The sequence below is a fragment of the Treponema sp. OMZ 840 genome, assembly GCF_050937815.1.
In the GTDB taxonomy this organism is placed as follows: Bacteria; Spirochaetota; Spirochaetia; order Treponematales; family Treponemataceae; genus Treponema_C.
Genome location: NZ_JACDIJ010000005.1, coordinates 72,248 through 96,286, shown reverse-complemented (window position 1 = coordinate 96,286; position 24,039 = coordinate 72,248). Strand labels below are relative to the sequence as shown.

The window sequence follows — 24,039 nt, the reverse complement described above, 5'->3', positions numbered from 1 at the left end:
CTTGTTCCTCTCCCAGTCCTTCCTTTGATGACGTCCGTACTATGATTGTGTATGATTTTCAAGACATGCAAAGACCGCCCCTTATGCGTATGGCCGTATATGTGCGTTTGAATTCGTCCGCTCATGAGGGAGGTTCGCTTTCCGTACGTTTTGAAAACTATACGTGGAATATAGATAAACCTTTGTATGTTTTTGATCCGGAAAACGGATATCGGTGGATAGGCAGTACGCATATTATGCCGGCCGCGGGTTCCGAATTTAAAGCGGGCAGGTATCATGTGTGTTATACTGACCAAGCGTCGATGAAAGCGGAAACCGATTTTTTTTTGGACGCACCCCGCCCGGTATCGAATTTGGATACCGATGCATATAAAACGGAAAAACAAGCCGTTTTTGATAGTGAAGGTTTTTTACTCGGTTATGATATCGAAAAAGAACCCATTTTGCGTTCCGAAATATCTGAAAAATATCCGGGCGCTTTTTTTACCCGTAAAATTCTGCTTGCCCCCGACGGATTAAGTTTGATTGTCGAACCTCCGGCTTTTCTTTCGGAAGCGCACAATGTTTTAGCGGAAGGCGGTATGCGGTGAATTCTTCCGGCCCGATACGTTCGTTTGTGCTTCGTGCAGGAAGAATGACCGAAGCTCAGCAGCGCGATTACGAAAATCTTTCTGCGAAATGGTGTATTCCTTTTTCACAAAATCATCTTAATTACAGCGATATTCTCGGCAATACGGAAAATGTGATTATTGAAATCGGTTTCGGAATGGGGCAGGCGACCGCCCTTATTGCCGAAGAAAATCCCGGCACGAATTATATAGGCATTGAAGTTCATCGTCCGGGTGTCGGCAGACTTTTAGGTGAAATACAACGAAAAAATCTTTCAAACCTTTTTATTATCGAACACGATGCCGTTGAAGTTTTGGAAGCGATGATTCCCGATAATTCGGTGCAGGGGTTTCATATTTTTTTCCCCGATCCTTGGCCGAAAAAAAAACACCATAAACGCCGCTTGATAAAACGCCCCTTTACGGATATGTTGTGTACAAAGCTTTCGCGCTTCGGATATATCCATATGGCGACCGATTGGCAGCCCTATGCACAGTTTGCACTGGAAGAATTGAATCTAACTGCAGGGCTTAAAAATAAGTATACGGGCTTTGCCGAAACAAACCGGCAGCGCCCGCAAACGAAATTCGAATTAAAAGGAAAAAATGCCGGCCGCGATATTTTCGAACTGGTGTTTGAAAAAAAAGATGGAAACGGAATTTAGAATAACGGAACTTGTAAACCGTATTTTGCGGTATCAAAAATCATATTACACCGGAGAAGCCGAAGTAACGGATGCCGAATTCGATGCTTTGTGGGACGAACTGAAGATTTTGGATCCCGACAACCCTGTACTCAAAAAAATAGGTTCGGATGCGGACGAAGGGGTAAGTACATCGGGTGTAACATATGAAAAAAAACGACATCTTATTCCGATGGGCAGTCAGGAAAAAGCCGCAAATCCCGCCGAATTTGAAGAATGGGCTGCAAAGCGGGATTTTAACGAATTTGTTGTCGAATATAAGCTTGACGGAGCGAGCCTTGAGCTGCAATACGAAAACGGTACGTTTTTGTGTGCGGTAACGCGCGGCGACGGTATTATCGGCGACGATATAAGCGCCAATGTAGTTAAAATGCAAGGTTTTATTCCGCGCCTCAAAGAGCCTTTAACCGGCGGTGTACGCGGTGAAGTTATTATGAGCCGCAACATACACAAAAGCTTTTATGCGGATAAGGCAAACTGCCGTAATGCCGCAAACGGTTTAATGAAGCGGAAAGACGGGAAAGGAAGCGAACATTTGCAAATTATTTGTTACGACGCGCGTTTTTCGAACGGCAGCCCCTTCGACGATGAAGAAAAAAAAATTGCCTGGCTTTCGGATCAGGGCTTTGAAACCGTTCACTTAAAACTCTGTACAAACAGTGCCGAAGTTATCGCATACCGCGAACAGGTAAGCGATTTGAGACCTTCTCTTCCTTATGATATAGACGGTTTGGTGGTAAAAGGACGCGATATAGACCTTCGTGATGCCGAACGCGCGCGGCCCGAAAAACAAATCGCTTTTAAATTCAATTTGGAAGAAGCGGTAAGCATTGTGCGCTCGGTTATATGGAGCGAATCGGGGGCAACCTATACGCCCATCGCCGAATTCGATGCGGTGGAACTTGCCGGAACCCGCGTTAAACGGGCTTCTTTGGTAAATCCGAACACTATCCGCGTTCTCGGTGTAAAAATCGGGAGCCGTGTGGTTGTTACCAAACGCGGCGAAATTATTCCCAAAATAGAGCGCCTTGCCGATAGTGAAGGCTTTGAGCAAAGCGAAATCGTTTTCCCTTCCGTTTGTTCTGTATGCGGTTCCGCTTTAACCGACGAGGGAACGCGGCTTTTTTGCCCGAATACGCTTTGTTCCAAACGCCTTCATCACCGTATCGAAAAATGGGTGTCCGTTCTCGATATACGCGACTTCGGCATAAACCTTATCCGCCGCCTGTACGAAACAAAGCGGCTTAATTCGGTGTCGGATATTTACACGCTTACCGAAGCGGAATTGGCGGAACTTGACCGCCTGGGGGAAAAAAGCGCCGCAAAAATCATCTCATCGATTAAAAGCCGCACAACCGTGTCTTTGGCGCGCTTTATTGCCGGTTTCGATATCGAAGGTATAGGCGAAACTTTAGCCGAAAAATTGGTTGAAGCGGGCTTTAATACCCTCGAAAAACTCTTAGCCGCGCGCGAAGAAGAAATCGCTTCGGTGTACGGTTTTGCCGAAATTACCGCGCGCACCCTTGTGCAGGGCTTGGCCGAATGCCGGCAGGAAATGCTTTTTTTAACCGAACGCGGAATTATCACGATAGAAAAGCCCTTGAGCGGCGAAGCGGCTTTTTTAACGGGTAAAAGCTTTTGTTTTACGGGAGAACTTTCTTCGATGAAGCGGAGCGAAGCCGAAAAGCTGGTTAAAGCGGCAGGCGGCGATGTAAAATCCGCCGTTGTAAAAGGGCTTTCGTATTTGGTTACAAACGATCCTTTATCGGGTTCGTCAAAAAACAAAAAAGCGGCCGCCCAGGGTACGCCGATTATCGATGAACGGGAATTTTTAAATCTTGTTAAACGGGATGTATAATAAAAATGTTGCAAAGCAAAAGGACAGAATTATATATAAAGATTAGTGCCTTAACCGTTTTTGCCGTTTTGATTTTTTTTGTACTGATTGATTTGTACCGCTTTCGTGTTTGTTTTAAAGCTGCAAAAAACATACCGCCCTTTTCGCAAACGGTTCTTATGCGCTTTTCGCTTTACGGTTCCGGCAGCGATACGGTCAGTGCGGTGTTTTATTTATATAATTCAGAAAACAAAGAATTGGCGGCCGTCGAACGTTCGTGGAAGGGCGCAAGTTTGGCGATTGACTTTGTCGGCGCACGGTTTTCAGGAAAAACGGTATATTTTCCCCGCTTTATATACGGCTATTTTTCCGAACTGTTTCCCGTGCGCTCTTCGCGCAAAGGAACGCGCTTAAGCCGCTATTATATGCAAAATAAAAACTGCCTTTTATACGATTTTAAAGGTTATGAAAAAGACTTTTTCCGCTTGGCGCGCTATGCCCTGCGCCTTGATATGTTCGGCTTAAGCCAGCGGATTTCTGGTGCCCTGTATAATACCCACCGTACTTTGAGCTTAGCCGCCTGCGAGCCGGGAAAAACCTATATAATTAAAACCGATTCAAACGGCGGCCTTGAAGTGCTGGCGGAATAGTCGCAGTGTTATCGATACGGAAGGACAAGATAATATGAAAGTTATATTGAAAGAAATCTTTTGTGTAGAATGGGAGTCCGGACGAGAGATTCAATTAACGGCAGATACATCATATTCCGTAACTGCATATATAGGGCCGGCCGAAACGGAACAAGCGGAGGGCTTTGTGATTACGGTTTGTAATTCCGATTATGTCAAGCGAATAGTAAATCAACAAGGTTTTTTTGACGGACGTTGGTGCGTCATCACGGAAAATCCGACAAAAGATACTATTATAAAATATTTTTATAAAGTTCTTCCGCGAAGAGATTTTAAGAATTGGCCGGATGCATTACAAAATCTGCGACTAATCGGTCAATCCGAATTCGAGGATTATAAAGAGCACATCGAATAATATAAAAGTGAAGAATATATTTTATGGCATTATACCGTCTGTTATGCTATAATTGTATGCAGCAGGAGGCTTTTATGAATCGTAAAGTTTTTTGTGAAAAAGACGGAATTTTAATTACATATACCGATAGCGATGTCTGTTTTGAAGATTGTAAAACGGCCGAAGCCGTTTTGCTTACAAATGACGGAAACGTAATTCATTCCGATTTCGGTTTGGAAAGGAATGAATATTTTAAAAATTATCTCAAGCAGATTTATCCTTCGATAACCGCATTTCGCAATCTTGATGCGTTGGAGAGTGCTTGATGCCCATATACCTTCGTACCGCAGGTTATAAAATTTATTTTTGGTCAAATGAAGGCGGAGAAGCTATTCATTTTCATGTCTCAAGAGGCGATCCGGGCAAAAATGATACAAAGGTTTGGGTTTTATCGAACGGGTCTTTTAAACTTGCTCACAATAAGGGAAAAATTTCCGAGAAGGATTTGTCCCGTATTTTTTCCGCTATGCAAAGTTATTATTTTGATTTTATAGACTTTTGGAAAACTTATCACAATGGAGAAGTCAAATTTTATAATTGATTTGATATAAGGAAAAGATAAACATGATAAGTTCTATAGTTTTAAGAAAACAAATTATATTTTTAACTTTTGCGACTATATTATTTTTGGCGGGTTGCAAAACAATGGAAAACGGTGTACAAAAAGAAGGTGAGATTAAGGAACCTTCTACACAACTTGACTTACCGACTCCGGAGCGATTGCTTGAATTAGGGGAAAAATACCTTAAAGCAGGAGATAATCTAAAAGCTTTGGATTGTTTTAATACTGCTATAAAAATAAACCCATCTTATGCACGTGCCTATATACATAGAGGAATGTTCTATACAAGAATAAAGGCATACACAAAAGCAGTAGATGATTTGAAAAAAGCGGTAAAATTAATTCCCAATCCTAATCCCAGAAATACCGAGGATATGATAGCGTATTTTCTGTATGGTTTTTGCCATTATGCGCTTGGAAACTATGAACAGGCAATATCGGTTCTTTCACAAGCGATAGTAATAAATCCGTATTATGCAGATGCTTATAATTTTTTAGGGCTTGCATATTTCAATCTGAAACAATACGAGCAAGCATTGAAAGAATATACGTCGGCAATACATTTTGGTAAGATTGTGAATGGTTCACAAGATGAATATTATCTTAACAGAGGACGTACATATGGCGTTCTGAGAGATTATGAAAAAGCAATTGACGATTTTACAAAATCTATAGAACTTAAAGCTGATGTTGCCGAAGTTTATGCTGAACGCGGTGGCGCCTATAATCTTTTAGAAAAATATGATAAAGCACTCAATGATTTTACTCAGGCATTGATATTGGAAAGTCGTCTTACTGCTGCATATATTGGTTGTGGAGTGGTGTATTACAATATGGGAAAATATGAAGAATCGGTTGATGTGTTTACAAAAGCAGAAAAGATATATCCGTCTGTTTATATCTATGTGGGGCGTGGTATGGCATTAACTCACTTAGCAAAATATGAAGCGGCAGTACAGGATTTTAATCAGGCATTAAAATTAAAACCGATGGATGAGAAGATCCATAAAATGCGCGGAATTGCGTATTTACATTGGGGAAAATATCAAAAAGCAATACATGACTTTGATGAAAGTATAAAATTAGCTCCCAATGATTTGGAAACACGGCAAGGCAGAGAAGAAGCGTATAAGGCCTTATGTTCAAATATGGAAGGCTATACATTTATCATGCCTCCACCGAAATTGCATTCGGCTCCGCTTCAGCAAATCGGTGAAGAATCAAAAAATATTTATTGATGCTGTACGAAATCCGTATACCGTAACGCTCAAAAACGGAGAAAAATGTTTCTGTCCGATCATTCGTCAATCGGAAAAGCTTCGGTAAAAAAGTCGGGGTTAACGGCTTTTCCTAAAAGGCGGACTTCCCAGTGCAAGTGAGGGCCGGTCGCCAAACCCGTCGCTCCGGATAAGCCTATTTTTTGTCCCCTACCGACAATTTGGCCCTCTTCCACATTAAACTCGCTCAAGTGATAATACAAGCTGTACATACCCGGAAGATGTTCGATAACCACCGAATAACCCGTGGATACACGCTTTTCGGCAAGCACAACCTTTCCCCTGCCGCATGAAAAAACGGGGGTTCCCGTAGGAACTCCGAAGTCTATACCGTAATGAAGCCCTGTGGACGATTTTCCGTTGGAATACGCATAAACGCGCCGGTCGGCAAAAAAAGCGGTGCGCCGCTTTTGCGTTACGGGAAGAGAAAAGGTTCCGCGCTGATAAACCGCCGTATAGTCGATTGTTTCAAGAATCGTATTTAAGCGCTCTATTTGTTGTTTCCGCACAGTGCTTGTGTCCGTCTTTATTGCGGTATTGCGCCCGTCAAGCTGTATTGTTTCGCTTACGAATTCTTTTTTTTGCATAAAAAGCGGAAACTCTATATGCGCTTCCCGCTTTCCCTTAAGTTGATAAAAAAGATGCACCGTAAAGGTTCCCGCTTCATACCATGAAGAAAGCGGAATGAGGCAAAGGTATTGATTTTCGGTTGAAGCCGGCTTTTGCCGTGCGGGTACTTTGTAAAGAGCGGCACTTACAAGCACTTTTTCGACGGAAGGAGAACGTAATTCCGCACGGGCGTTTTCCAGCGTACTGCCTTTTAGGGTAAAACGGATAAATGCCGCATCTCCGGGGAATACCGTGTCGGTGTATTCAATACACAGCTTTTTATCGCCTGTCGGGAAAAGGCGGGTACTTGTGCCGAATACGGAAGAGGCGGAATTATCGGTACTTGACGCAAGCGGCGAGTCCGGCTTGCAGTTTACCGATTCGTAAGCAGTCGGCTCCGTTTGTGCGTAAATGCGGAACATCAAAACAAAACTTAAAAGTATAAAAAATGTTAATTTTCCGCCGGCATGTTTATGCATAGATTTTCTCCTTTTCTAAAGCAGCGTTTTATATTAGTTTTATATTAATCCGCCTTTTTACAATCTTTGAGTATTATTTGCGCTTTTTCCATACCGTTAAAAGTATTTCGCTCTGCCTGAAAAAGAATATCCAATCGGTCTCCGACATCGAAGTCGCGTTTTAATCGTTCCGACTGTTCCCAAAAAAAAGCCGGCCATTTGTTTTTACCGCAGTCCAGCGTAAGTTTTAAGTGCGGCTTTTCTTTTTTGCCGACAATAATATCCGCCGATACTATTTTTAACTTTTGGGCGCTGAACAATAAATGCGGATTTGCTTCGCCGTAAGGTTCAAACCGGTCAACCACTTGCAATAAATCCGGCGTTATATACTCTTGAGGCAGTTCCGCATCGATATGCATTGTATTATAATCCGTATTTTTTTTATCGAATTCCATAACCAAACAAAATTTTTGCAAACGTTCGACCAATTCGTTAAACTTTGAACTGTGAAAGCTGAACCCGCCTGCGAACGCATGACCTCCATAATTTAAAAACAAATCTCCGCAAAAATTTAAAAGCGGGGTAACGTCATATCCGAAAACCGAACGTATGGATCCGACTGCTTTTCCGTCGTCAAAAAAAGTAATAACCATTGCCGGAATTTGCATACTTGAAGCAAGGCGTCCTGCCGCAATACCGGTAACGCCGCGGTGAATTGCTTTGTCTGCCGCAAAAGCGAGGTTGTTGTTAAATCGTTCAAGGTTTTCGCGCGCCGCTTTTCCGGCGATAATCAATGCTTCTTCGGTTAACGCTTTGCGTTCTTCATTCAGCGTAAAAAGTTCTTCGGCCAAAGCTCTACGCTTATCCGCATCTTTTTCCATAAAGAGTTCGGCGGCCAGTTCCGCTTTTCCCATGCGGCCGGCGGCGTTCAGCAAGGGTACTATCTTCCATGACAAATCGGTACTGTTGATTTTTTGCCCGTGTAAGTTCATAAGAGTAAACACTTCCGTAAGCCCGTTTTTCGTTTTACCCGTGTTTATCGATGCAAGCCCCTGTCTGACCAAAATACGGTTTTCATTTTGCAGCGGAACTATATCGGCTAAGGCTGCAAGGGCGACAAGCTGAAGCTCTTGCGAATCACCGTCATTCAAAAAAGAAGTTTTTTTGCCGGCATATGTTACAAATAAATTAAAAAAAACATCAAGTTCCGAATTCTCTTTAGGTTTGTAGCGCGCAATCTTTGAGTGTGTTTTTAAACGTAACAAGCTCATGTTTGCAAGAGATGCGGTCATTCGGGCAATTTCGGGACGTATGTCGAGCATATTGAATTCCACTCCGGTACCGAATGCCTTTGCAAGCATTTTTTGCTGCAAGGGCGCATCCCAGCAAAAGATTTGCTGTCCTTGTAAAAATCCGGCAAGGCGTGTTTCTTGTATCGATAACATGCCCGGAACAATCGTTTCGGTAATACGTTCGCGTTCATGCAAGTTGACGGTTTTTAGAGCTTCTACAAGATACGAATCGTTGAGCGGCCGTACATTTAAAAGGCATATTTCCTGCTTATATAATTCCGAACAGGCAAAACGCAGAGCGCTGATCAGTTTATATACGACAGCACAGCCCGAAATTTCTTTAAAAGGGTAGGTTGTGCCCGGCATTTTGGGATTAATAATAATTGCCGGAGAAGGGATTTCCGCCGGAACGTTGTGATGATCCACAATAATAACGTCTATACCCAGTTCTGCCGCTTTTGCAATTTCGGTATTGTTTGAAATTCCGCAGTCAACGGTTATAATCAAGCTGCCGTAGTTTTCCGCGAATTCTTCTACACTCTCTATGCTTAAACCGTAGTCGTCATTTCCGTGGGGTACGCGCCATGATACATCTATTCCCGTTTTTGAAAGATATTCGTACAAAATGGTTGTACTGGTAATTCCGTCTACGTCTTTATCGCCGAATATAAGAACTTTTTCTCCCTCATCCTTTGCCTGTAAAATTCGGTCAACGGCATCTTCCATCGCTTCAAATAAAAAGGGGTTATGAAGATAGCGCTTGTCGTCTTCCATAAAATATAAAATATCTTTTCCTTCCGTTATTCCGCGCCGTACAAAAATGGATGCGGTCAACGGATCGCAGCCGTATTGTTCATACAATTCCTGTACCTGTGTTTTTGTAATTTCCTTTTTGTGCCATTCCATTCGTGTTGTCCTTTTTATAAAATACCTTTTCCGGCATCCAATGTTTTTAGTTTTGTATCGGCGGCGTTTTGTATAAGATAATACAAAAGATTACGAAGCTGACTTATACTTTCGTCCGACAGTTGTAATGTCCGCGCTTCTTTCGGACTTTTTGAATTTACGGTTTGTAAAAACACCGTGCTGTCTTTATTAAGCGGAAAAAGAGCGGCATGATGTTCCGAAACGGTTTTGTTTTCCGGCAAACAGTCGGCGCATATAAAGGCGTTTTCAGCCGCCGAATACCATATCGGAACCGCAGACGCACAATAGCGGCATTCACAGCTGTTGTCCTGCAATCCCATAAGACCTATATACCGCCATAGAAAGCGCAATAGGCCCGTTTGCGCTTCTTTTTCCGTACATATATTTAAACCGTCCAAAAAGCCGTTTGTCAATATCCATAAGGAAGAAATGTCGGCCGCTCCCTGCGTTTTTAAAATAATTTCGGCACAAAGAGCGGCGGCACATGCTTTATATATACTTTCGCGTATACCGATTCTGTAGTGTTCCGGATTAAAATCCGTTATTTTTATAGATTGCTTTACCGCATCCGTGTATAACCACATTTTTCCGCTATGGTAGGGCGAAACCAGTGCTTTTAAACGTCCTTTTCTGCCTCCGTATACCATAGCGTTAAAAATACCTTTTTCGGGGCTTAGTACCGCCGCAAGCCGGTTATTTTCTCCGGCAGCGGGTTTTACCGAAAGTACAAGCGCATCGACGGTTGAATTGCGGTTCATAGCTATGAGTATATCACAAAATAAAAAAGATTGCCCAGCGGTTTTTATGGAATAACAAACAGTTTAAAATCACTAAAATGTGCAGAAACGTTGTTTTTTTGTCGAAAAAGAAGTATAATGTTCTATATGAGTATGCGTAAATTTATTTTTGCGGCTTTTTTTTGCTTTTTTGCAGTTTGTGTGTATGCTCAAACGCAAGAGCTTGAAAAAGCTTTGGCTGCAAAAGACGTTTCGGCAGTACGCTCGCTTTTAACTGCCGCATCTCAAAAAGAAAAGCTCAAACTTGAAAATGCGGCTTTTAACGGAGCAAAGCAAGCTGTGCGGGATAACGATTTGGAATTTGCCCAAGCGCTTACCGAAGCAATTCTTTTTTCCAATCCGGATCACCGGGAAGCTCAGGACTTATATACATCAATCAAAGAAATGCTTCGCAGTCAACAACTGGTAGCCGACCGAAAGCAGCGTGAACGGGAAGAAGCCGATTCAAAAGCACGTGCCGAAGCCGAAAAAAAAGCACAGGAAGAGCGGGCTGCAAAACGGCTTGCCGATTCGGAAGCTTTATATAAATCGGTCCATGAAGTTGATTTACGGAATTTTTCCGCAGACGTTTTTTTGGGGCCGACTTTAAATCTTTTCGGGAGCGGCGGGGGAAACTTGTATTTCAATTCAAAAAAAGCGTATTCAAGCGCCGGTCTTGTAAGCGGTTTTTCCGCACAGTTTACTCATCCGTATATATTGATTAAGCTCGGCATGAAATTCTCTTGGCTTACGGTTCCCGTTTCGACACAGGATCTTTCATGGATACTTTCGACCCGTTTGGGTATCGGAACTGCCGCTGCCGGTGTTCCCTTATTTTTATCCGCCGGCTACACGGAGCTGCGGTATTACAGTAAGGGCGGCGGCCCAGCAGTTTCTATGTTCTACAACCGAATACAGACGCCGATTATCGGGTTCGGTGCGGAAAATTGGGAAGTATATAAAAATCTTGATGTTTCATTCCGGTTTGATTGGCTGCCGGTATCCGTAGTAACCCGCTTTATGGATTTCGGTATGGATTTTAATGCCGGTGCCCGCTATAAATTTTGGAGTACGGATATCGTATCGGTTTATGCCGGCGTCGATTTGGACACCTATATTTTTGCCGTAAAAAGTGATTTCGGAAAGGGGTACGCGGATTGGAATATCGTACCCGCAGTATATGTAGCTGCCGTATTTAGGGGACAAGCTCCGAAATAAGGAAAAGGGGTTCGCATGATTTATGCAGTAAAAACCAAACTCCGTTTTTTTATGTTCTATGCCCTATTGGGTTTATCAGTGTTTTCATATCCGTGTTTTGCACAAAAACTTATGGACAAAATGACCGAATCCGTAAATCAGCGTATTTTGCTTAAAGAATACGATAAAGCCTATGCAAACGCTTTGTTCATTATACGCAATTACGCCGGCCAGGATTTTCCGCTTGAAGAAAAAGAAACCTGTGCGCGCGCAGTGCGGCACTGGATTGATTATCTTGAAGAACACAAGCGCTGGGAAGATATTTTATCAGTTGAAAAACAACTTGCACAAGCACCTTCCGATATACGATCTTTGGTCCGCGACGGAGTTCTTAAAGCACGCGGCGAACTGTCGCGTTCCGCCCCTTCGCTTCCGGTCGATGCGCTCTCTTCATCTGCGTTGCCCGCAGCTTCCCCGTTGCCGCCGGCCGTATCCTTATCGAAGCCGGAAAACCCGGCCGGTTATGAGGCTGCGCGGCAGGAGAGCGGCGCCTTCGCTGAAGATAGCGGTATGCAAAAAGACTCTCTTGAATATGAATATTCGATTCACTTTTTAAAGCTGATGGAAGAACAGCAAAAACACTTTGATTCGGTTATCCGTGAAATGCGCCGTTCCGAGCGGGAAAAAGAAAAAGCCTATGCACTTGAGCGTGAGGAATATAAAAAATACCGTATTGAAGCTGAAGCCGCCAGAGCGCAGGCGGAAGCGGATTTTACCGAAAAATTAAACGATATTTTCAAAAAAAACGCGCTTTTAAACCGTACGGTTTTTTTGTGGGCGCTTTTGCTTTTTTCGGTTTTTGTAGCCGGTTGTGCCGGTTTGTACATTTTTATGTATGTTCAGCACAAAAAAATACATCGTGATATAAAAAACGCTTTGGCCGCGACAGAGGCGGTGCGTTCGTTTTTTCTTTCCGGACAAACAAAAGAAGAGCGGGAATAAAAACGATTGGAGATTAAACCTATATTTAGGAGATTGTTATGAAAAAAATACTATGTACGGCGATAACAGCCCTTTTTTTGTATACGGCTTGCAATGTATCGACGAATTTAGATATACAGGAAACTGTTTTTGCACCGGATCAATCCATTATGTTATCGCAGGAAGCCACCGGACGGGGATTTAAAACAGGTTCTAAGATAAATCTTTTAGGAATCGGTGTTTCCGGTTACAGTGATTGGGAAACTATCAATATCGAAAATCTTGAGGATAAAAATCTCATTTTGCAGGGGCCTCCGGAAGTAACCAATCGTTTTTTTCAAATCGATGCAAGCGGAACAAAGGTGTCTTTAGGTCCTTATGAGCGGACTTCTTTTAAAGTCCGTTACAATCTTGCGGACACCGGAGATATCAATACGGATTTGAGTCTTATATATTCGGTAGGCGGGCGAAAAAGGAATTTTAAACTTAATTTAGTCGGCAATTTCAGCAATATTCAATTAACGGAAGTGAAAGAAGGAGAAATCGAAACCGTGATTGCCGACAGCGGAGCCGCTGCCGATTTCGGTTATTCCCCGTATGACGATGTTACCAAGACATTTAAAATAAAAAATAACAGCAACAGCCGTGTTGAAATTCAAAACACTGTTTTGGACGCAGATGCGGCTGCCGCCGGCTTTTTTATGCCGAACGGTGCGCTCAGCGGCTTTATAAATCCCGGCGAATCTTTGGAATTTAACGTTACCTTTCGTAAGCAGGGGATGAGCGAATATAAACAAGGCTTTATCGAAATTACGCATAGCTTGAGTTCACAGCCGTATAAAGCCGCTATTTGCGGCGGGGGAAGCACTATTCCGCTTACAATTGTGCGCAAGGAGCACGGCGAGGACATTCCTGCGGCCGTTCCCTATAAGCTTACAAAAAATTGTGTAGATTTTGAATACAAAGAAGAGGTTTCGCAAAGAGATTTTGCCATTAAAAATACGGGAATCGGCATACTGTACTTTGATAGTGTAAAGTATGAAATACCGATAGGTTCCGAATCGGTTTTTTCAATCATAAACCGATACGAAAACAATGAAAAAATATATCCGGGCGGTACCGCCGGCATATCAATCAAATTTACGCCGCAAGCCGGTATGTGGTCGGAAACGGATATCGTTATAAAAGACGAAAAAACAAACAGAACCTACACCCTGTCTTTAACCGGATCCGGTTTTAAACAGCCGAGCGACTTAGTCGACGGCGGTCTTGCCCTGTGGCTGCGCGCCGACAGGATAGGAACGGAACACGTGAAAAAGGTATCGGCGGCAAATAGGGTTCTTACAATGCCCGACGTAAGCGGTAAAAATCTTCATGCCTACAAATACGGTGAAGACAGTCCTACCTATAATGCAGCAGGTATTAACGGACTTCCGGCTTTAACTTTTTCGGTAGAAAAAGAAGGAATGGCGGTTACAACCAAAAATGATACGTGGATTGTAAAAGATGCCAAGGGGACCACTTCGTTTATCGTGTTTAAAGTATCCGGCGGAGATGATACGCGGCTTCGTAATCAATTTGCAATTACATCTTCAAACGGCGATACCCGCGTTTTTCCCCACATATCCACCTATTCTTTGTATTTCGACCCGATTGACGGTTTATACGGAAACGGTAAAACGGAAGGGAAACCCCTTGCGTACAGAAAATTCAATATTGAAAACTCCTTTTTTTCCGGTCCGCGTTCTCCCGCATATTCACGGCAATACAGTATTCCCGACGGCGGAATTTTTGCGGCGGCAATCCGCTACGACAGCCTTATCCAAGCCCCCTATGAAAACGTTCATTTTTTCTTAAACGGCGACGGAGCGCGTACGGGAAGAACCCCCATCGGTTTTATAGATACGCGCAATACCGGAGACGTAAGCAGTAATGTGCGCTCTTACGGATATCCGGTCGGCGACGGAGAAGGCAATAGGCGCACTCATCACATCGGTCCCAATGAAAATACGAATCCGTGCAAAAAAGATTATGCATGGAGTTTGTCTGCCGGACACCCTTATTTTTCAAACAGGGTAAACGTGCAAAAACCCTATAACGGTACGATACGGAATATTTTTATGGGTAACAATGCTGCAGGCGACGGTCCCTTTTACGGAGAGATTGCGGAAGTTATTGTTTTTGAGCGCGCGTTAACCGACGATGAAATAAAAACCGTAAATAATTACATAGCGGTTCGCTATAATACACAGCCCGTAAACGATTTGTATACCGAAAATCCTGCGCTTCCGTAAGCGGCTGTATATGCTTTTACCCCTTGACGTTTTGTGCGTATTTTTTACAGCCTGCGTCAAGGGGAAAAGAAGCTTTTTTCCCATTATTATTTGTTTATCTTATACTTTTGGCATGGGTGAAAAACAATCTTTTGCGGTCCAAATCTAAAAGGCTTTCGGATAAAAAGGGACTGTCGAAAAACTAATAAGCGTTTGAATAAGAACAACTCCTTATTTTCCGGATGCGGTGTTTGATAATTCGCCGGTAAGTTTGTCGACCGTTTTAACAATCGGCTTATACTTCGCCAGATTTTTGTTTGTAAAATTGTCCCACGCCGTGTACAAGTGCCCGAGCATAGCAGGCTTATCAGTGTATAAAAGCGAATAGTCGATGAGCGCGTTTACCGCTTTAATGTCTTTGTAACTCGTCGGCAGGACACGGAAGCCCTTGTTCAAAAAAAACGGAATGGAGCCGTAACGTTCCAGCTCGTCGTAGTGCCAGTCGCAGATGATGATGTCCTTGGGAATGTGGTCGACGGCAGGAGCTGTTCCGTTACACGAGCTTTCGTATTCACCCTTATAACCGCTTTCTTCATCATCACAGTCGAGGAGGCGGTCGCCCCACATATACATTGTAAATCCCCGTTTTTTGACACAGTGGTCGTAAAGTTTGTTCACCGCGCCTGCAAAAAGTTCGGCCTTGTCTTTTCCGCGGCAAAGGGGACAGGCATCTTCGCCTATCAAAAACACTTCGTCCAAGCCGACATGTATTTTTTGTACCGAAAGGACTTCGGTAATTTCGTCGATCAGGGCGAATAAAATTCGGTAGACTTTTTCGTTGGAAGTGCACAGGCTTCGGCAATAAATACCCTTGTTACCGGGGTAGAGGCCGGGCGTTTCGTCCAGCTCCGGGTAGGCTTTGAGAAGGCCAAAAGTTTTGTCTTTCCACGATTGATGGCCTATGCAGTTTATTTCGGGAATGAGGTCGATGGAAAGCCTGCAGCATTCGGCCGCAATTTCGCGTGCCGCGGATTCGGAAAGTCCATATGTGCTGTAGAGTTTCGGATCGCATTTCCATTGGTAATTATTACCTATTGACAAAAAAAGCGTGTTAATTCCCCGCTTTTGTAAACCGGGCAGTTCTTTTATCAGGTTTTTGCACGTTTTGTCGGAATTGACACTTGTGTGAAGAGCAATGACGAATTCGCGTTTCGGCATTGTACCCTTTGTTTGAGTGTACACAGCAGGTTGCAAAAGCAAAAGTAAAAACAAAGAGGCTGCGCGAACCCTTGCTTTTTCTTTGAGAATTTGTACTATCATAATGCACCTCCTCATTTAGTATACCATTTTTTTATCTTATATTCTCCCCCCGATAGCCGCAAGCGGCATTGAGCTTACGTAGAGTCAATTAATACGGTTAACAGTGCAAGGGAAAAAAAAACCTCTCTTTCCATTATTATCCGTTTGTGTTATACTTTTGCTATGGGTGAAAAACAATCTGCAAAATCAAAACCGGATGCCAAACCGGCGTCAAAATCCGTATATGACGAATCGAAGATAAAAACGCTCAGCTCGCTTGAACACATCCGGCTGCGCACGGGTATGTACATCGGGCGTTTGGGCGACGGCACCAATCAAAACGACGGTATTTATATTTTGCTCAAAGAAGTTATCGACAACGCGGTTGACGAGTTTATTATGGGAAACGGCAAGCGCGTAGATGTTGAAATAAAAGAAAACCGCGTTAAGGTGCGCGATTACGGGCGCGGCATTCCGCAGGGAAAACTTGTAGACTGCGTTTCGGTTATCAATACGGGCGCAAAATACAACAGCGAAGTATTTCAGTTTTCCGTCGGCTTAAACGGTGTCGGTACAAAGGCGGTAAACGCCCTGTCCTCGTATTTTCGCGCGGTATCCGTGCGCGACGGAAAAGCCGTTGAAGCGGTTTTTGAGCGCGGCAAGCTTATTTCCAATAAAACAGCTAAAGTAAAAGAAGGTACCAAAGACGGCACCTTTGTCGAATTCGTTCCCGACAATCAAATATTCGGCGATTATAATTTTAATATGGAATTTATCGAGCGGCGCTTGTGGAACTACGCCTATTTAAACGCAGGCCTCACCATCGTATGCAACGGCAATAAGTACGTAAGCGAAAAGGGCTTACTCGATTTATTGAACAGCGAACTTGAAGGCGAAAGCCTCTATCCGGTGGGCTATTACAAAGGAAAACAAATCGAATTTTCGTTTACCCACTCGAACGCATACGGCGAAAATTCCTTTTCGTTTGTAAACGGACAGTTTACCTGCGACGGCGGCACCCACCTTTCGGCTTTTAAAGAGGGCTTTGTAAAGGGTGTTAACGAATTTTACCGCAAAAACTATAAAAGCGAAGACGTGCGCGAAGGTATGGCTTCCGCGGTTGCCGTAAAAATTCAGGAACCGATTTTTGAAAGCCAGACGAAAAACAAGCTGGGCAACACCGATGTAAAGGGCTGGATTGTAAACGAAACAAAGGCTGCTGTCGACGATTGGCTTCACCGCAACAGCGAAGCGGCAAAGGCCCTTGAACTTAAAATTACCGCAAACGAAAAACTGCGCACCGAGTTGAACACGGTAAAAAAAGAAGCAAAAGAAGCGGCTAAAAAAATCGCCCTTAAAATCCCCAAACTCAAAGACTGCAAGTATCACTTGGACGACGGGGCAAAGGGCGAAAACACAATGATTTTTTTAACCGAAGGAGATTCGGCTTCGGGCTCGATGGTCGGCTGCCGCGATGCGATGACGCAGGCTCTGTTCAGTTTGCGCGGAAAACCCGAAAACATGTACGGCAAAAAGCGCACCGACATTTATAAAAATGCCGAACTTTACAACCTGATGATGGCGCTCGGCATAGAAAACGATATCGAAGGGCTGCGCTACAATAAAATCATTATCGCAACCGACGCGGACAACGACGGCTTTCACATACGGAACCTTTTGCTTACCTTTTTCTTAGGCTATTTTGAAGAACTGGTAACGAGCGGCCGCGTCTTTATTTTGGAAACGCCCCTGTTCCGCGTGCGCAATAAAAAAGAAACCCGCTATTGTTACAGTGAAGCCGAGCGCGACGAAGCATTGGCGGCCTTAGGCGCTTCTTCCGACGTTACGCGCTTTAAAGGTTTGGGAGAAATCAGCCCCGCCGAGTTCGGTCAATTTATCGGAGAACATATGCGCCTCGTTCCCGTAGAAGTGCAATCGCTTAAAAACGTTCCCAAATTGTTGGAATTTTACATGGGCAAAAATACGCCCAAACGGCGCGATTTTATCGTTCATAATTTGCTTAAAGAAATCGATGCATAGGGGGCCTTCAAAAAACTATGGCTTACGTTAAAAACTTATTTGATAAAAACTTTTTGGAATATGCAAGTTACGTTATCCGCGACCGCGCCATCCCCGATTTGGAAGACGGCTTAAAACCCGTTCAGCGGCGCGTCCTGCACACCCTTTTTGAATTGGACGACGGTAAATTCCACAAGGTTGCAAACGTCGTCGGGCAATGCATGAAATATCACCCCCACGGCGATGCTTCCATTTACGGCGCCCTCGTGGTGCTTGCAAACAAAGAACTGTTTATAGACAAACAGGGAAACTTCGGCAACCTCTATACCGGAGACGGACCGTCCGCCGCTCGCTATATCGAATGCCGCTGTACGCGTTTGGGAAAGGATATTTTATACAATCCGCCAATTGCAAACTATGTGCCTTCCTACGACGGGCGCGGCAAAGAGCCGACCGCGTTCAGGGCAAAGCTTCCGCTTGCCCTCATTTTGGGCGCCGAAGGTATTGCAGTCGGTATGTCGACGCGCATTCTAAGCCACAATATCCGCGAAGTAATCGAAGCCGAAAAAGCCTGCCTCGAAGGAAAGCGCTTTAAACTGTATCCGGATTTTCCGACCGGAGGCCTTATCGACGTATCGGACTATCAGGACGGTTTGGGTAAAATCATCACGAGAGCCAAACTCGACACAAGCGACCCCAAACGCATTGTGATTACCGAGCTTCCCGCCGGAAGCAATACCGAAACGCTTATGCAGTCGATTGAAAACGCGGCAAAAAGCGGCAAGGTAAAAATCGCTTCGATAAACGACTTTACAACCGACAAGGTTGAAATAGAAATCCGCCTCCAGCGCGGCGTGTATTCCGAAGAAGTAGTGGACGCCCTCTTTGCCTTTACCGACTGCGAGCAGTCTATCTCCTGCAACCTCCTCGTGATAAAAGACAATATGCCGCAGGTAATGACTGCAACCGATGTTATAAAGCATCACGCAAAGCAGCTGTTGGGCATCCTCAAAGACGAATTGGAATTGGAAAAGGCAAACCTTACCGACCGACTGCACTTGCGCACCCTTGAGCGTATTTTTATCGAAGAGCGCATTTACAAAAAAATAGAGCAAATGAAAACGGCCGAAACGGTTGTAAAAGCCGTTATCACAGGCTTTAAACCCTTTGCTGCGGAATTAATCCGTCCCGTAACCGAAGAGGACGTGGAAACCTTATTAAAGATTCCCATTCGCCGCATATCGCTTTACGATATAAACAAAAACCGTCAGGAAGTCGAAGAAATAAATGCGCGCCTTAAAGAGATTGCCAAGCTTTTAAAAAATCTTACCGCCTACGCTATAAGCTGGCTTGACGGGATTTTGGCAAAACTGGACGAAGAAAAAACGCGGCGCAAAACCGAAATTACCGGCTTTAATCAAGTGGATGTGCGCGAAGTGGTTAAAAAAGACACCGCCCTTCGCTACGATTCGAAAACCGGCTATTTGGGAACCGCCGTTCCCACCGGCACCGAACTGTTTAAAGTGTCGCCCTACGACCGCATACTGATTTTACGGAAAAGCGGCATTTACACCGTTTGCGATGTTCCCGATAAACTGTTTACGGACAAGGGCTTGCGCTATTGCGGTTCGGCCGATAAAGAAGAATTGGCAAAGGTTCTTTTTACCGTGATTTTCCGCGACCCGAAAACAAAGTACTGTTTTATCAAGCGCTGCCGCATAAGCCAATTTATATTAAACCGCGATTATTTTATTATGCCGGAGGGAATGGAACTGCTTCACGTGGACACGCGCAAAAAATTCGAGTTTACGCTTAAATACGTGCAAAAACCGCGCGTTAAAATCCTTGAAGAAACCTTTAATGCCGCCGACTACGAAGAAAAGGGCCTAAAGTCAATCGGTGTACGCCTTGCCGCGCGCGAAACCGAAAAGCTTATTGTTGCAAAAACCGCAGCTTCAAAAAAAGAATAACGGGAGGAAGGCCGTGAATTCGTTTAAACACTTGCTTGTAAACATACACCGCTGTGCTGCCGAAAACATACCCAAACTCGCCCTGACCATGATGATTATGGGCCTTATATCCTATGCCGCATTGGGAGCCGCTTCCGCACCGCTGGGGGCGGCTTTGGCATCGGGTGCGGTAAACCCGGCAGTGTTTGCAGCCGCCCTTTTTTCAGGCTTTGCCGTAACCCTGTTAAACAATGTTCTGCTGTACGGCTTTTTTGTCATGGTGCTTTTAATGTACAAAAAAGAGCGGGCAGTCCTCGGCCATTTATTTACCGGATTCCGTGATTTTTCCCGCGCCTTAAAAACCGCCCTGTTTTTTATTACAATACAGATGGTTCTCTCTTTGGCCGTAGGATTCGGCTTGTTTATGGCCGCCGCCGATTTTTTTACCGAACGTATCGAACTTTTGTTAGCGTCTGTGGTTATTCTGTCGCTGTGCGTTTTAGCCTTTATATATTTGCAATTCGCCTTTACCTGGTTTTTTTTGTATGAGGATTCCAACCTGAGCGTCGGACAGGCGCTGCGCAAAAGTTCCGCCCTGATGAAAAAAAAGCGCTTCGATTTTTTTCTTTTGTGCGTACAAAGCGGCGGCTTGTATCTTTTATTTGCCCTTCTTTCGTTTATCTTTCCGGCGATTATGGGCCAAAGGGGCGGAGCCGTTTCAGCCTTCGCGTTATCGCTTGTCCGCGTATTGTCCACCCTTTCTTTGTATGTCAGCCTTATCAGAATCAGCATAGCCTTTGCCGCGGCTTATGAGGCGGTAAAACCGGGGCAAGACACTGAAACCGGCCGAACAAAATCCGCTTATAAAGAAATATCCGCCCCCGCCGATACGGCCGCCTCCTCCGCAGACACACAATCCGATTCTGCAGATACAAAATCCGATTCTGCACAAACAAAATCCGGGGATGATGATTTGTGAACATTTTGTGCGAAAGCGCTCAAGCCGAACTGATTGTAAAAAAGTCGCGTTTTTTAGCCGAAGTTTTTCCGGTACACTCCCAAGCCGAAGCGCGGAGTCTTCTTAAAGAGCAAAAACAGCGGTACGCGGATGCATCCCACGTCGTACACGCCTTTGTCCTCGGGCGGGCGGCCGAAATATGCGGTATGTCCGACGACGGAGAACCCTCCGGCACTGCAGGACGTCCGGTGCTCGACGTGCTTAAAGGTTTCGGCTGTACGGACATTTTGCTTACGGTAACACGTTGGTTCGGCGGCACCCTCTTGGGAACCGGCGGCCTGGTCAAAGCCTACAGCGAAGCGGCAAAGCTTGTGCTGCAAACGGCAAAAACCGAAGCCTTTATCCTTCGCGAACCCTTTGAACTGAACCTTTCATACGAAGCTTACGAGCACTGCAAACGCCTGTTCAAAAAATTCAACGTAAAAGACCTGAGCGAAACCTTCGGCGAACGCGTACACGCCGCAGGCCTTATAGAAACGTCCTTAAAAGAAGACTTTGAAAAAGAACTGTGCGATTCGCTGGGAGGAGAAAACAGCGTCCACTATACAACAGGTGAATAAAGCTTTATCTAATGGGCTTTTGGAAAGAAAGAGGGGTATGGGGAGAAGGAAAACCTTTTACTCTAAATAAAAGGTGTTTCTTCTCCCCGTTTTTAATGACAAATCCTACAAAGTGTTTTATAATAGCAGAGCCGGTAGAGGAGTTTTTCTATGACCCGATTACACAAAAAAACGCCGCCTTTTTTACGCCGTCTGCTTATAAAAATAATCCTTATCCTTGTCGGCGCCGCCGGCCTTGTCCTCGCTTGTTTTTACGGATGGAAGGAGTACGACAAGCAGCGTTTTGCCGCGTTATCCGCAATGGTGTCCGGCGAGCTTATGCATTGTGCCGAACTGACCGTCGTAAAAGCCGTGTACAGCGATATTGTCAGTTTAAAGCGGCAGGAAGTGCTGGGGCTGGCGAAAAGCTACAGCATTATACGCTATTCGGGAACCGTGCGTGCGGGAATAGAAGATTTTTCCGCAGCGGAATTCATCCTCAGCCCCGACCGCACATCGATTACGGTACGGCTTCCGCCCGTAAAAATATTGGCCAACGATATTTCTTCGATGGAAGTATTCGACGAGTATAAAAATATCTTTGCTCCCATTTCTTCACAAGACATATTTACGGAAATCGACAACGCAAAAAACAGAGTTGAACAAACCTTTATCGTTCAAGGTTTAATACAGGATGCGGAAATTCAAGCGGTTTTGGTGGTGCGCCGCATACTTTCGGCAATGGGTTTTCGTACTATCGAAGTGCTCCTGCAAGATTGAACGTACCGCATCGGACGGGCAGCGCTTTGCCTGCCGGCTGTAAAAAAACGATTGTTTTTTTTTATACGCCGTGCTATAGTCGTTTTGCAGGAGAACCGCATGAACGTTCATAAAAATATTGCTTCGGTAACGGGTAATACGCCGCTTATGGAATTAAGTCGCATACAAAAAAACTACGGTTGTTTTGCATCGATTTATGCAAAGCTTGAATATTTTAATCCGAGCGGCAGCGTCAAAGACCGCGCCGCCTTGTATATGCTCGACGAAGCGGAACGCTGCGGCCTTTTAAAGCCGGGCGGCCTTATTATAGAACCTACAAGCGGCAATACGGGTATCGGTTTGGCCGCCTTTGCCGCTGTGCGCGGCTATACGCTGATTTTAACTATGCCCGAAAGTATGAGCCTTGAGCGCCGTCAGCTTTTAAAAGCATACGGTGCGCGTATTGTGCTTACCGACGCCGCCTCGGGTATGAGCGGCGCCATAGCCAAAGCCGAAGAACTTGTTAAAGAAAATCCGGGATCTTTTATGCCTGCCCAATTCGATAATCATGCAAACCCGCTCGCTCATTATCAAACGACCGGCCCCGAAATTTGGCGCGATACGGACGGAACTGTCGATATCTTTGTTGCCGGAGTTGGTACGGGCGGTACTTTAAGCGGAACGGGAGCATATCTTAAAGAAAAAAAACCGTCGGTTAAAGTATATGCGGTAGAACCCGATTCGTCGGCGGTTCTTTCCGGCTCTGTCAAGGGAAAACACGGCATTCAGGGAATCGGTGCGGGCTTTATTCCGAAAAACCTCGATACCCGCGTGTACGACGGCGTTATAAGGGTCCGCGATGCGGACGCCGCCGAATATACCCGCGTTCTTGCAAAAACCGAAGGTATTTTGGCCGGGATTTCTTCCGGGGCTGCTCTTTGTGCAGCAGTTGAGCTTGCCCGTAAAAAAGAAAATACCGGACGTGTTATTACCGTACTGTTTCCCGACGGCGGCGCAAAGTATTTGTCGGCGGGATTATTTGAAGAATAATATATCGGCTGTGAGGTTTTTATGATGTTTCCGGACAGAAAGATTGTTGTGCGTGTTGTAAAGGAGTTAAAGGCATTCTTGTTTCCCGACCATTTTCCGGCTCAAAGGGTTTCGCTTAAGCGGCTGAAAAAAACCTTTAAAAAACAGCTGTATATTGCCTTATCAAGCTGCGGCAAGGGTGAGGAAACGGATGCGGTATGTGAAGATTTTTTTTCAGAACTTGAAAACATACGAAAAAAATTACTGCTCGATGCCCAAGCTGCTTTCGACGGGGACCCTGCCGCCTACAGTATCGATGAAGTTATATTAACCTATCCGGGGTTTTTTGCCGTTTACATACACCGTCTTGCTCATAGCCTGTATAGAGCAAATGTTCCCTATATTCCGCGTTTTATGAGCGAATATGCGCACGGAAAAACGGGTATAGACATAAATCCGGGCGCCGACATAGGCGAATATTTTTGTATAGACCACGGGACCGGTATCGTTATCGGCGAAACGGCTGTTATAGGGCGGGGTGTAAAAATTTATCAAGGAGTTACTCTCGGCGCTCTTTCGACGCGCGGCGGCCAACAGCTTAAAAACGTTCGCCGTCACCCTTTGGTCGAAGACAATGTAACAATCTATGCGGGCGCTACGATTCTCGGAGGCGATACGCGCATAGGGGCAAATTCGGTTATAGGCGGCAACGCTTTTATTACCGAGTCCGTACCTGCAAACTCAAAGGTGTATATGAACAAGTGCATACGGCCGCAAGCACTAGGCGCACAAAGCCCCGTCTGTAATTGCCCCGTATCCGAAGCGGCAAAGTGAACTGCCCGG

22 protein-coding genes are annotated in these 24,039 nt (G+C 44.8%); 18 read left to right on the top strand and 4 right to left on the bottom strand.

Annotated elements, in window-relative coordinates:
- The first annotated feature begins 41 nt into the window (after positions 1 to 41).
- From H0R92_RS08680 to H0R92_RS08645, 8 genes are all read left to right on the top strand, one after another.
- Positions 42 to 590: a hypothetical protein gene (locus H0R92_RS08680; protein ID WP_432963280.1), complete on the top strand. Its 549-nt coding sequence runs from the start codon at positions 42 to 44 to the stop codon at positions 588 to 590.
- 44 nt (positions 591 to 634) lie between these two features.
- Complete coding sequence (gene trmB, locus H0R92_RS08675) at positions 635 to 1,273, top strand: tRNA (guanosine(46)-N7)-methyltransferase TrmB (RefSeq protein ID WP_432963409.1); 639 nt, start codon at positions 635 to 637, stop codon at positions 1,271 to 1,273.
- On the top strand, positions 1,257 to 3,170 hold the full coding sequence (gene ligA / locus H0R92_RS08670; RefSeq protein WP_432963406.1) for an NAD-dependent DNA ligase LigA: 1,914 nt from the start codon (positions 1,257 to 1,259) through the stop codon (positions 3,168 to 3,170). The genes trmB and ligA overlap by 17 nt, the downstream gene beginning before the upstream one ends.
- A gap of 5 nt (positions 3,171 to 3,175) precedes the next feature.
- Positions 3,176 to 3,799 carry a hypothetical protein gene (locus tag H0R92_RS08665; RefSeq protein ID WP_432963277.1) on the top strand — a complete coding sequence of 208 codons (624 nt, stop codon included), beginning with the start codon at positions 3,176 to 3,178 and terminating at the stop codon, positions 3,797 to 3,799.
- 34 nt (positions 3,800 to 3,833) lie between these two features.
- Positions 3,834 to 4,193: an Imm8 family immunity protein gene (locus H0R92_RS08660; RefSeq protein ID WP_432963274.1), complete on the top strand. Its 360-nt coding sequence runs from the start codon at positions 3,834 to 3,836 to the stop codon at positions 4,191 to 4,193.
- A gap of 74 nt (positions 4,194 to 4,267) precedes the next feature.
- Positions 4,268 to 4,498 carry a hypothetical protein gene (locus H0R92_RS08655; RefSeq protein WP_432963271.1) on the top strand — a complete coding sequence of 77 codons (231 nt, stop codon included), beginning with the start codon at positions 4,268 to 4,270 and terminating at the stop codon, positions 4,496 to 4,498.
- Positions 4,498 to 4,773 (top strand): DUF4160 domain-containing protein, encoded by a 276-nt coding sequence (locus H0R92_RS08650; protein ID WP_432963268.1) that lies wholly within the window; start codon positions 4,498 to 4,500, stop codon positions 4,771 to 4,773. The genes H0R92_RS08655 and H0R92_RS08650 overlap by 1 nt, the downstream gene beginning before the upstream one ends.
- 23 nt (positions 4,774 to 4,796) lie before the next feature.
- Positions 4,797 to 6,032, top strand: a complete 1,236-nt coding sequence (locus H0R92_RS08645; protein ID WP_432963265.1) for a tetratricopeptide repeat protein — start codon at positions 4,797 to 4,799, stop codon at positions 6,030 to 6,032.
- A 59-nt stretch (positions 6,033 to 6,091) separates the two neighbouring features.
- Here H0R92_RS08645 and H0R92_RS08640 read toward each other — a convergent pair whose 3' ends face one another.
- Genes H0R92_RS08640 through recO form a run of 3 tightly spaced genes read right to left on the bottom strand, consistent with a single transcriptional unit; the run spans position 6,092 to position 10,115 of the window.
- Positions 6,092 to 7,159, bottom strand: coding sequence for a M23 family metallopeptidase (locus H0R92_RS08640; RefSeq protein WP_432963262.1), 1,068 nt, complete (start codon positions 7,157 to 7,159; stop codon positions 6,092 to 6,094).
- Between the two features lie 44 nt (positions 7,160 to 7,203).
- Positions 7,204 to 9,336 (bottom strand): single-stranded-DNA-specific exonuclease RecJ, encoded by a 2,133-nt coding sequence (gene recJ, locus H0R92_RS08635; RefSeq protein WP_432963259.1) that lies wholly within the window; start codon positions 9,334 to 9,336, stop codon positions 7,204 to 7,206.
- Positions 9,337 to 9,350: 14 nt separating this feature from the next.
- Positions 9,351 to 10,115, bottom strand: coding sequence for a DNA repair protein RecO (recO, locus tag H0R92_RS08630; RefSeq protein ID WP_432963256.1), 765 nt, complete (start codon positions 10,113 to 10,115; stop codon positions 9,351 to 9,353).
- Positions 10,116 to 10,241: 126 nt separating this feature from the next.
- Between recO and H0R92_RS08625 the strand changes: the two genes are divergently transcribed.
- Genes H0R92_RS08625 through H0R92_RS08615 form a run of 3 tightly spaced genes read left to right on the top strand, consistent with a single transcriptional unit; the run spans position 10,242 to position 14,605 of the window.
- On the top strand, positions 10,242 to 11,351 hold the full coding sequence (locus tag H0R92_RS08625) for a hypothetical protein (protein WP_432963253.1): 1,110 nt from the start codon (positions 10,242 to 10,244) through the stop codon (positions 11,349 to 11,351).
- 15 nt (positions 11,352 to 11,366) lie between these two features.
- A complete protein-coding gene (locus H0R92_RS08620; protein ID WP_432963250.1) occupies positions 11,367 to 12,332 on the top strand; it encodes a hypothetical protein in 966 nt (321 codons plus the stop codon).
- 38 nt (positions 12,333 to 12,370) lie between these two features.
- Entirely contained in the window at positions 12,371 to 14,605 is a 2,235-nt protein-coding gene (locus H0R92_RS08615) for a hypothetical protein (RefSeq protein ID WP_432963247.1), read from the top strand.
- A gap of 210 nt (positions 14,606 to 14,815) precedes the next feature.
- On the opposite strand, the gene H0R92_RS08610 is transcribed toward H0R92_RS08615, so the two are convergent.
- Positions 14,816 to 15,904, bottom strand: coding sequence for a family 20 glycosylhydrolase (locus H0R92_RS08610; protein ID WP_432963244.1), 1,089 nt, complete (start codon positions 15,902 to 15,904; stop codon positions 14,816 to 14,818).
- 162 nt (positions 15,905 to 16,066) lie between these two features.
- Between H0R92_RS08610 and H0R92_RS08605 the strand changes: the two genes are divergently transcribed.
- The 7 genes from H0R92_RS08605 (at position 16,067) to H0R92_RS08575 (ending at position 24,030) form a co-directional block, all read left to right on the top strand.
- Complete coding sequence (locus H0R92_RS08605; protein WP_432963241.1) at positions 16,067 to 17,923, top strand: DNA topoisomerase IV subunit B; 1,857 nt, start codon at positions 16,067 to 16,069, stop codon at positions 17,921 to 17,923.
- A 17-nt stretch (positions 17,924 to 17,940) separates the two neighbouring features.
- Positions 17,941 to 19,872 (top strand): DNA topoisomerase IV subunit A, encoded by a 1,932-nt coding sequence (locus H0R92_RS08600; RefSeq protein ID WP_432963238.1) that lies wholly within the window; start codon positions 17,941 to 17,943, stop codon positions 19,870 to 19,872.
- Between the two features lie 13 nt (positions 19,873 to 19,885).
- Positions 19,886 to 20,830, top strand: coding sequence for a hypothetical protein (locus tag H0R92_RS08595; protein WP_432963235.1), 945 nt, complete (start codon positions 19,886 to 19,888; stop codon positions 20,828 to 20,830).
- Positions 20,827 to 21,429 carry an IMPACT family protein gene (locus H0R92_RS08590; RefSeq protein ID WP_432963232.1) on the top strand — a complete coding sequence of 201 codons (603 nt, stop codon included), beginning with the start codon at positions 20,827 to 20,829 and terminating at the stop codon, positions 21,427 to 21,429. The genes H0R92_RS08595 and H0R92_RS08590 overlap by 4 nt, the downstream gene beginning before the upstream one ends.
- Before the next feature lie 150 nt (positions 21,430 to 21,579).
- Entirely contained in the window at positions 21,580 to 22,188 is a 609-nt protein-coding gene (locus H0R92_RS08585) for a DUF4230 domain-containing protein (RefSeq protein WP_432963229.1), read from the top strand.
- A 99-nt stretch (positions 22,189 to 22,287) separates the two neighbouring features.
- The gene (gene cysK / locus H0R92_RS08580; RefSeq protein ID WP_432963226.1) at positions 22,288 to 23,217 is read left to right on the top strand and encodes a cysteine synthase A; all 930 of its coding nucleotides are present in this window, start codon (positions 22,288 to 22,290) and stop codon (positions 23,215 to 23,217) included.
- Positions 23,218 to 23,238: 21 nt separating this feature from the next.
- Positions 23,239 to 24,030 (top strand): serine O-acetyltransferase, encoded by a 792-nt coding sequence (locus H0R92_RS08575; RefSeq protein WP_432963223.1) that lies wholly within the window; start codon positions 23,239 to 23,241, stop codon positions 24,028 to 24,030.
- Positions 24,031 to 24,039 lie beyond the last annotated feature (9 nt).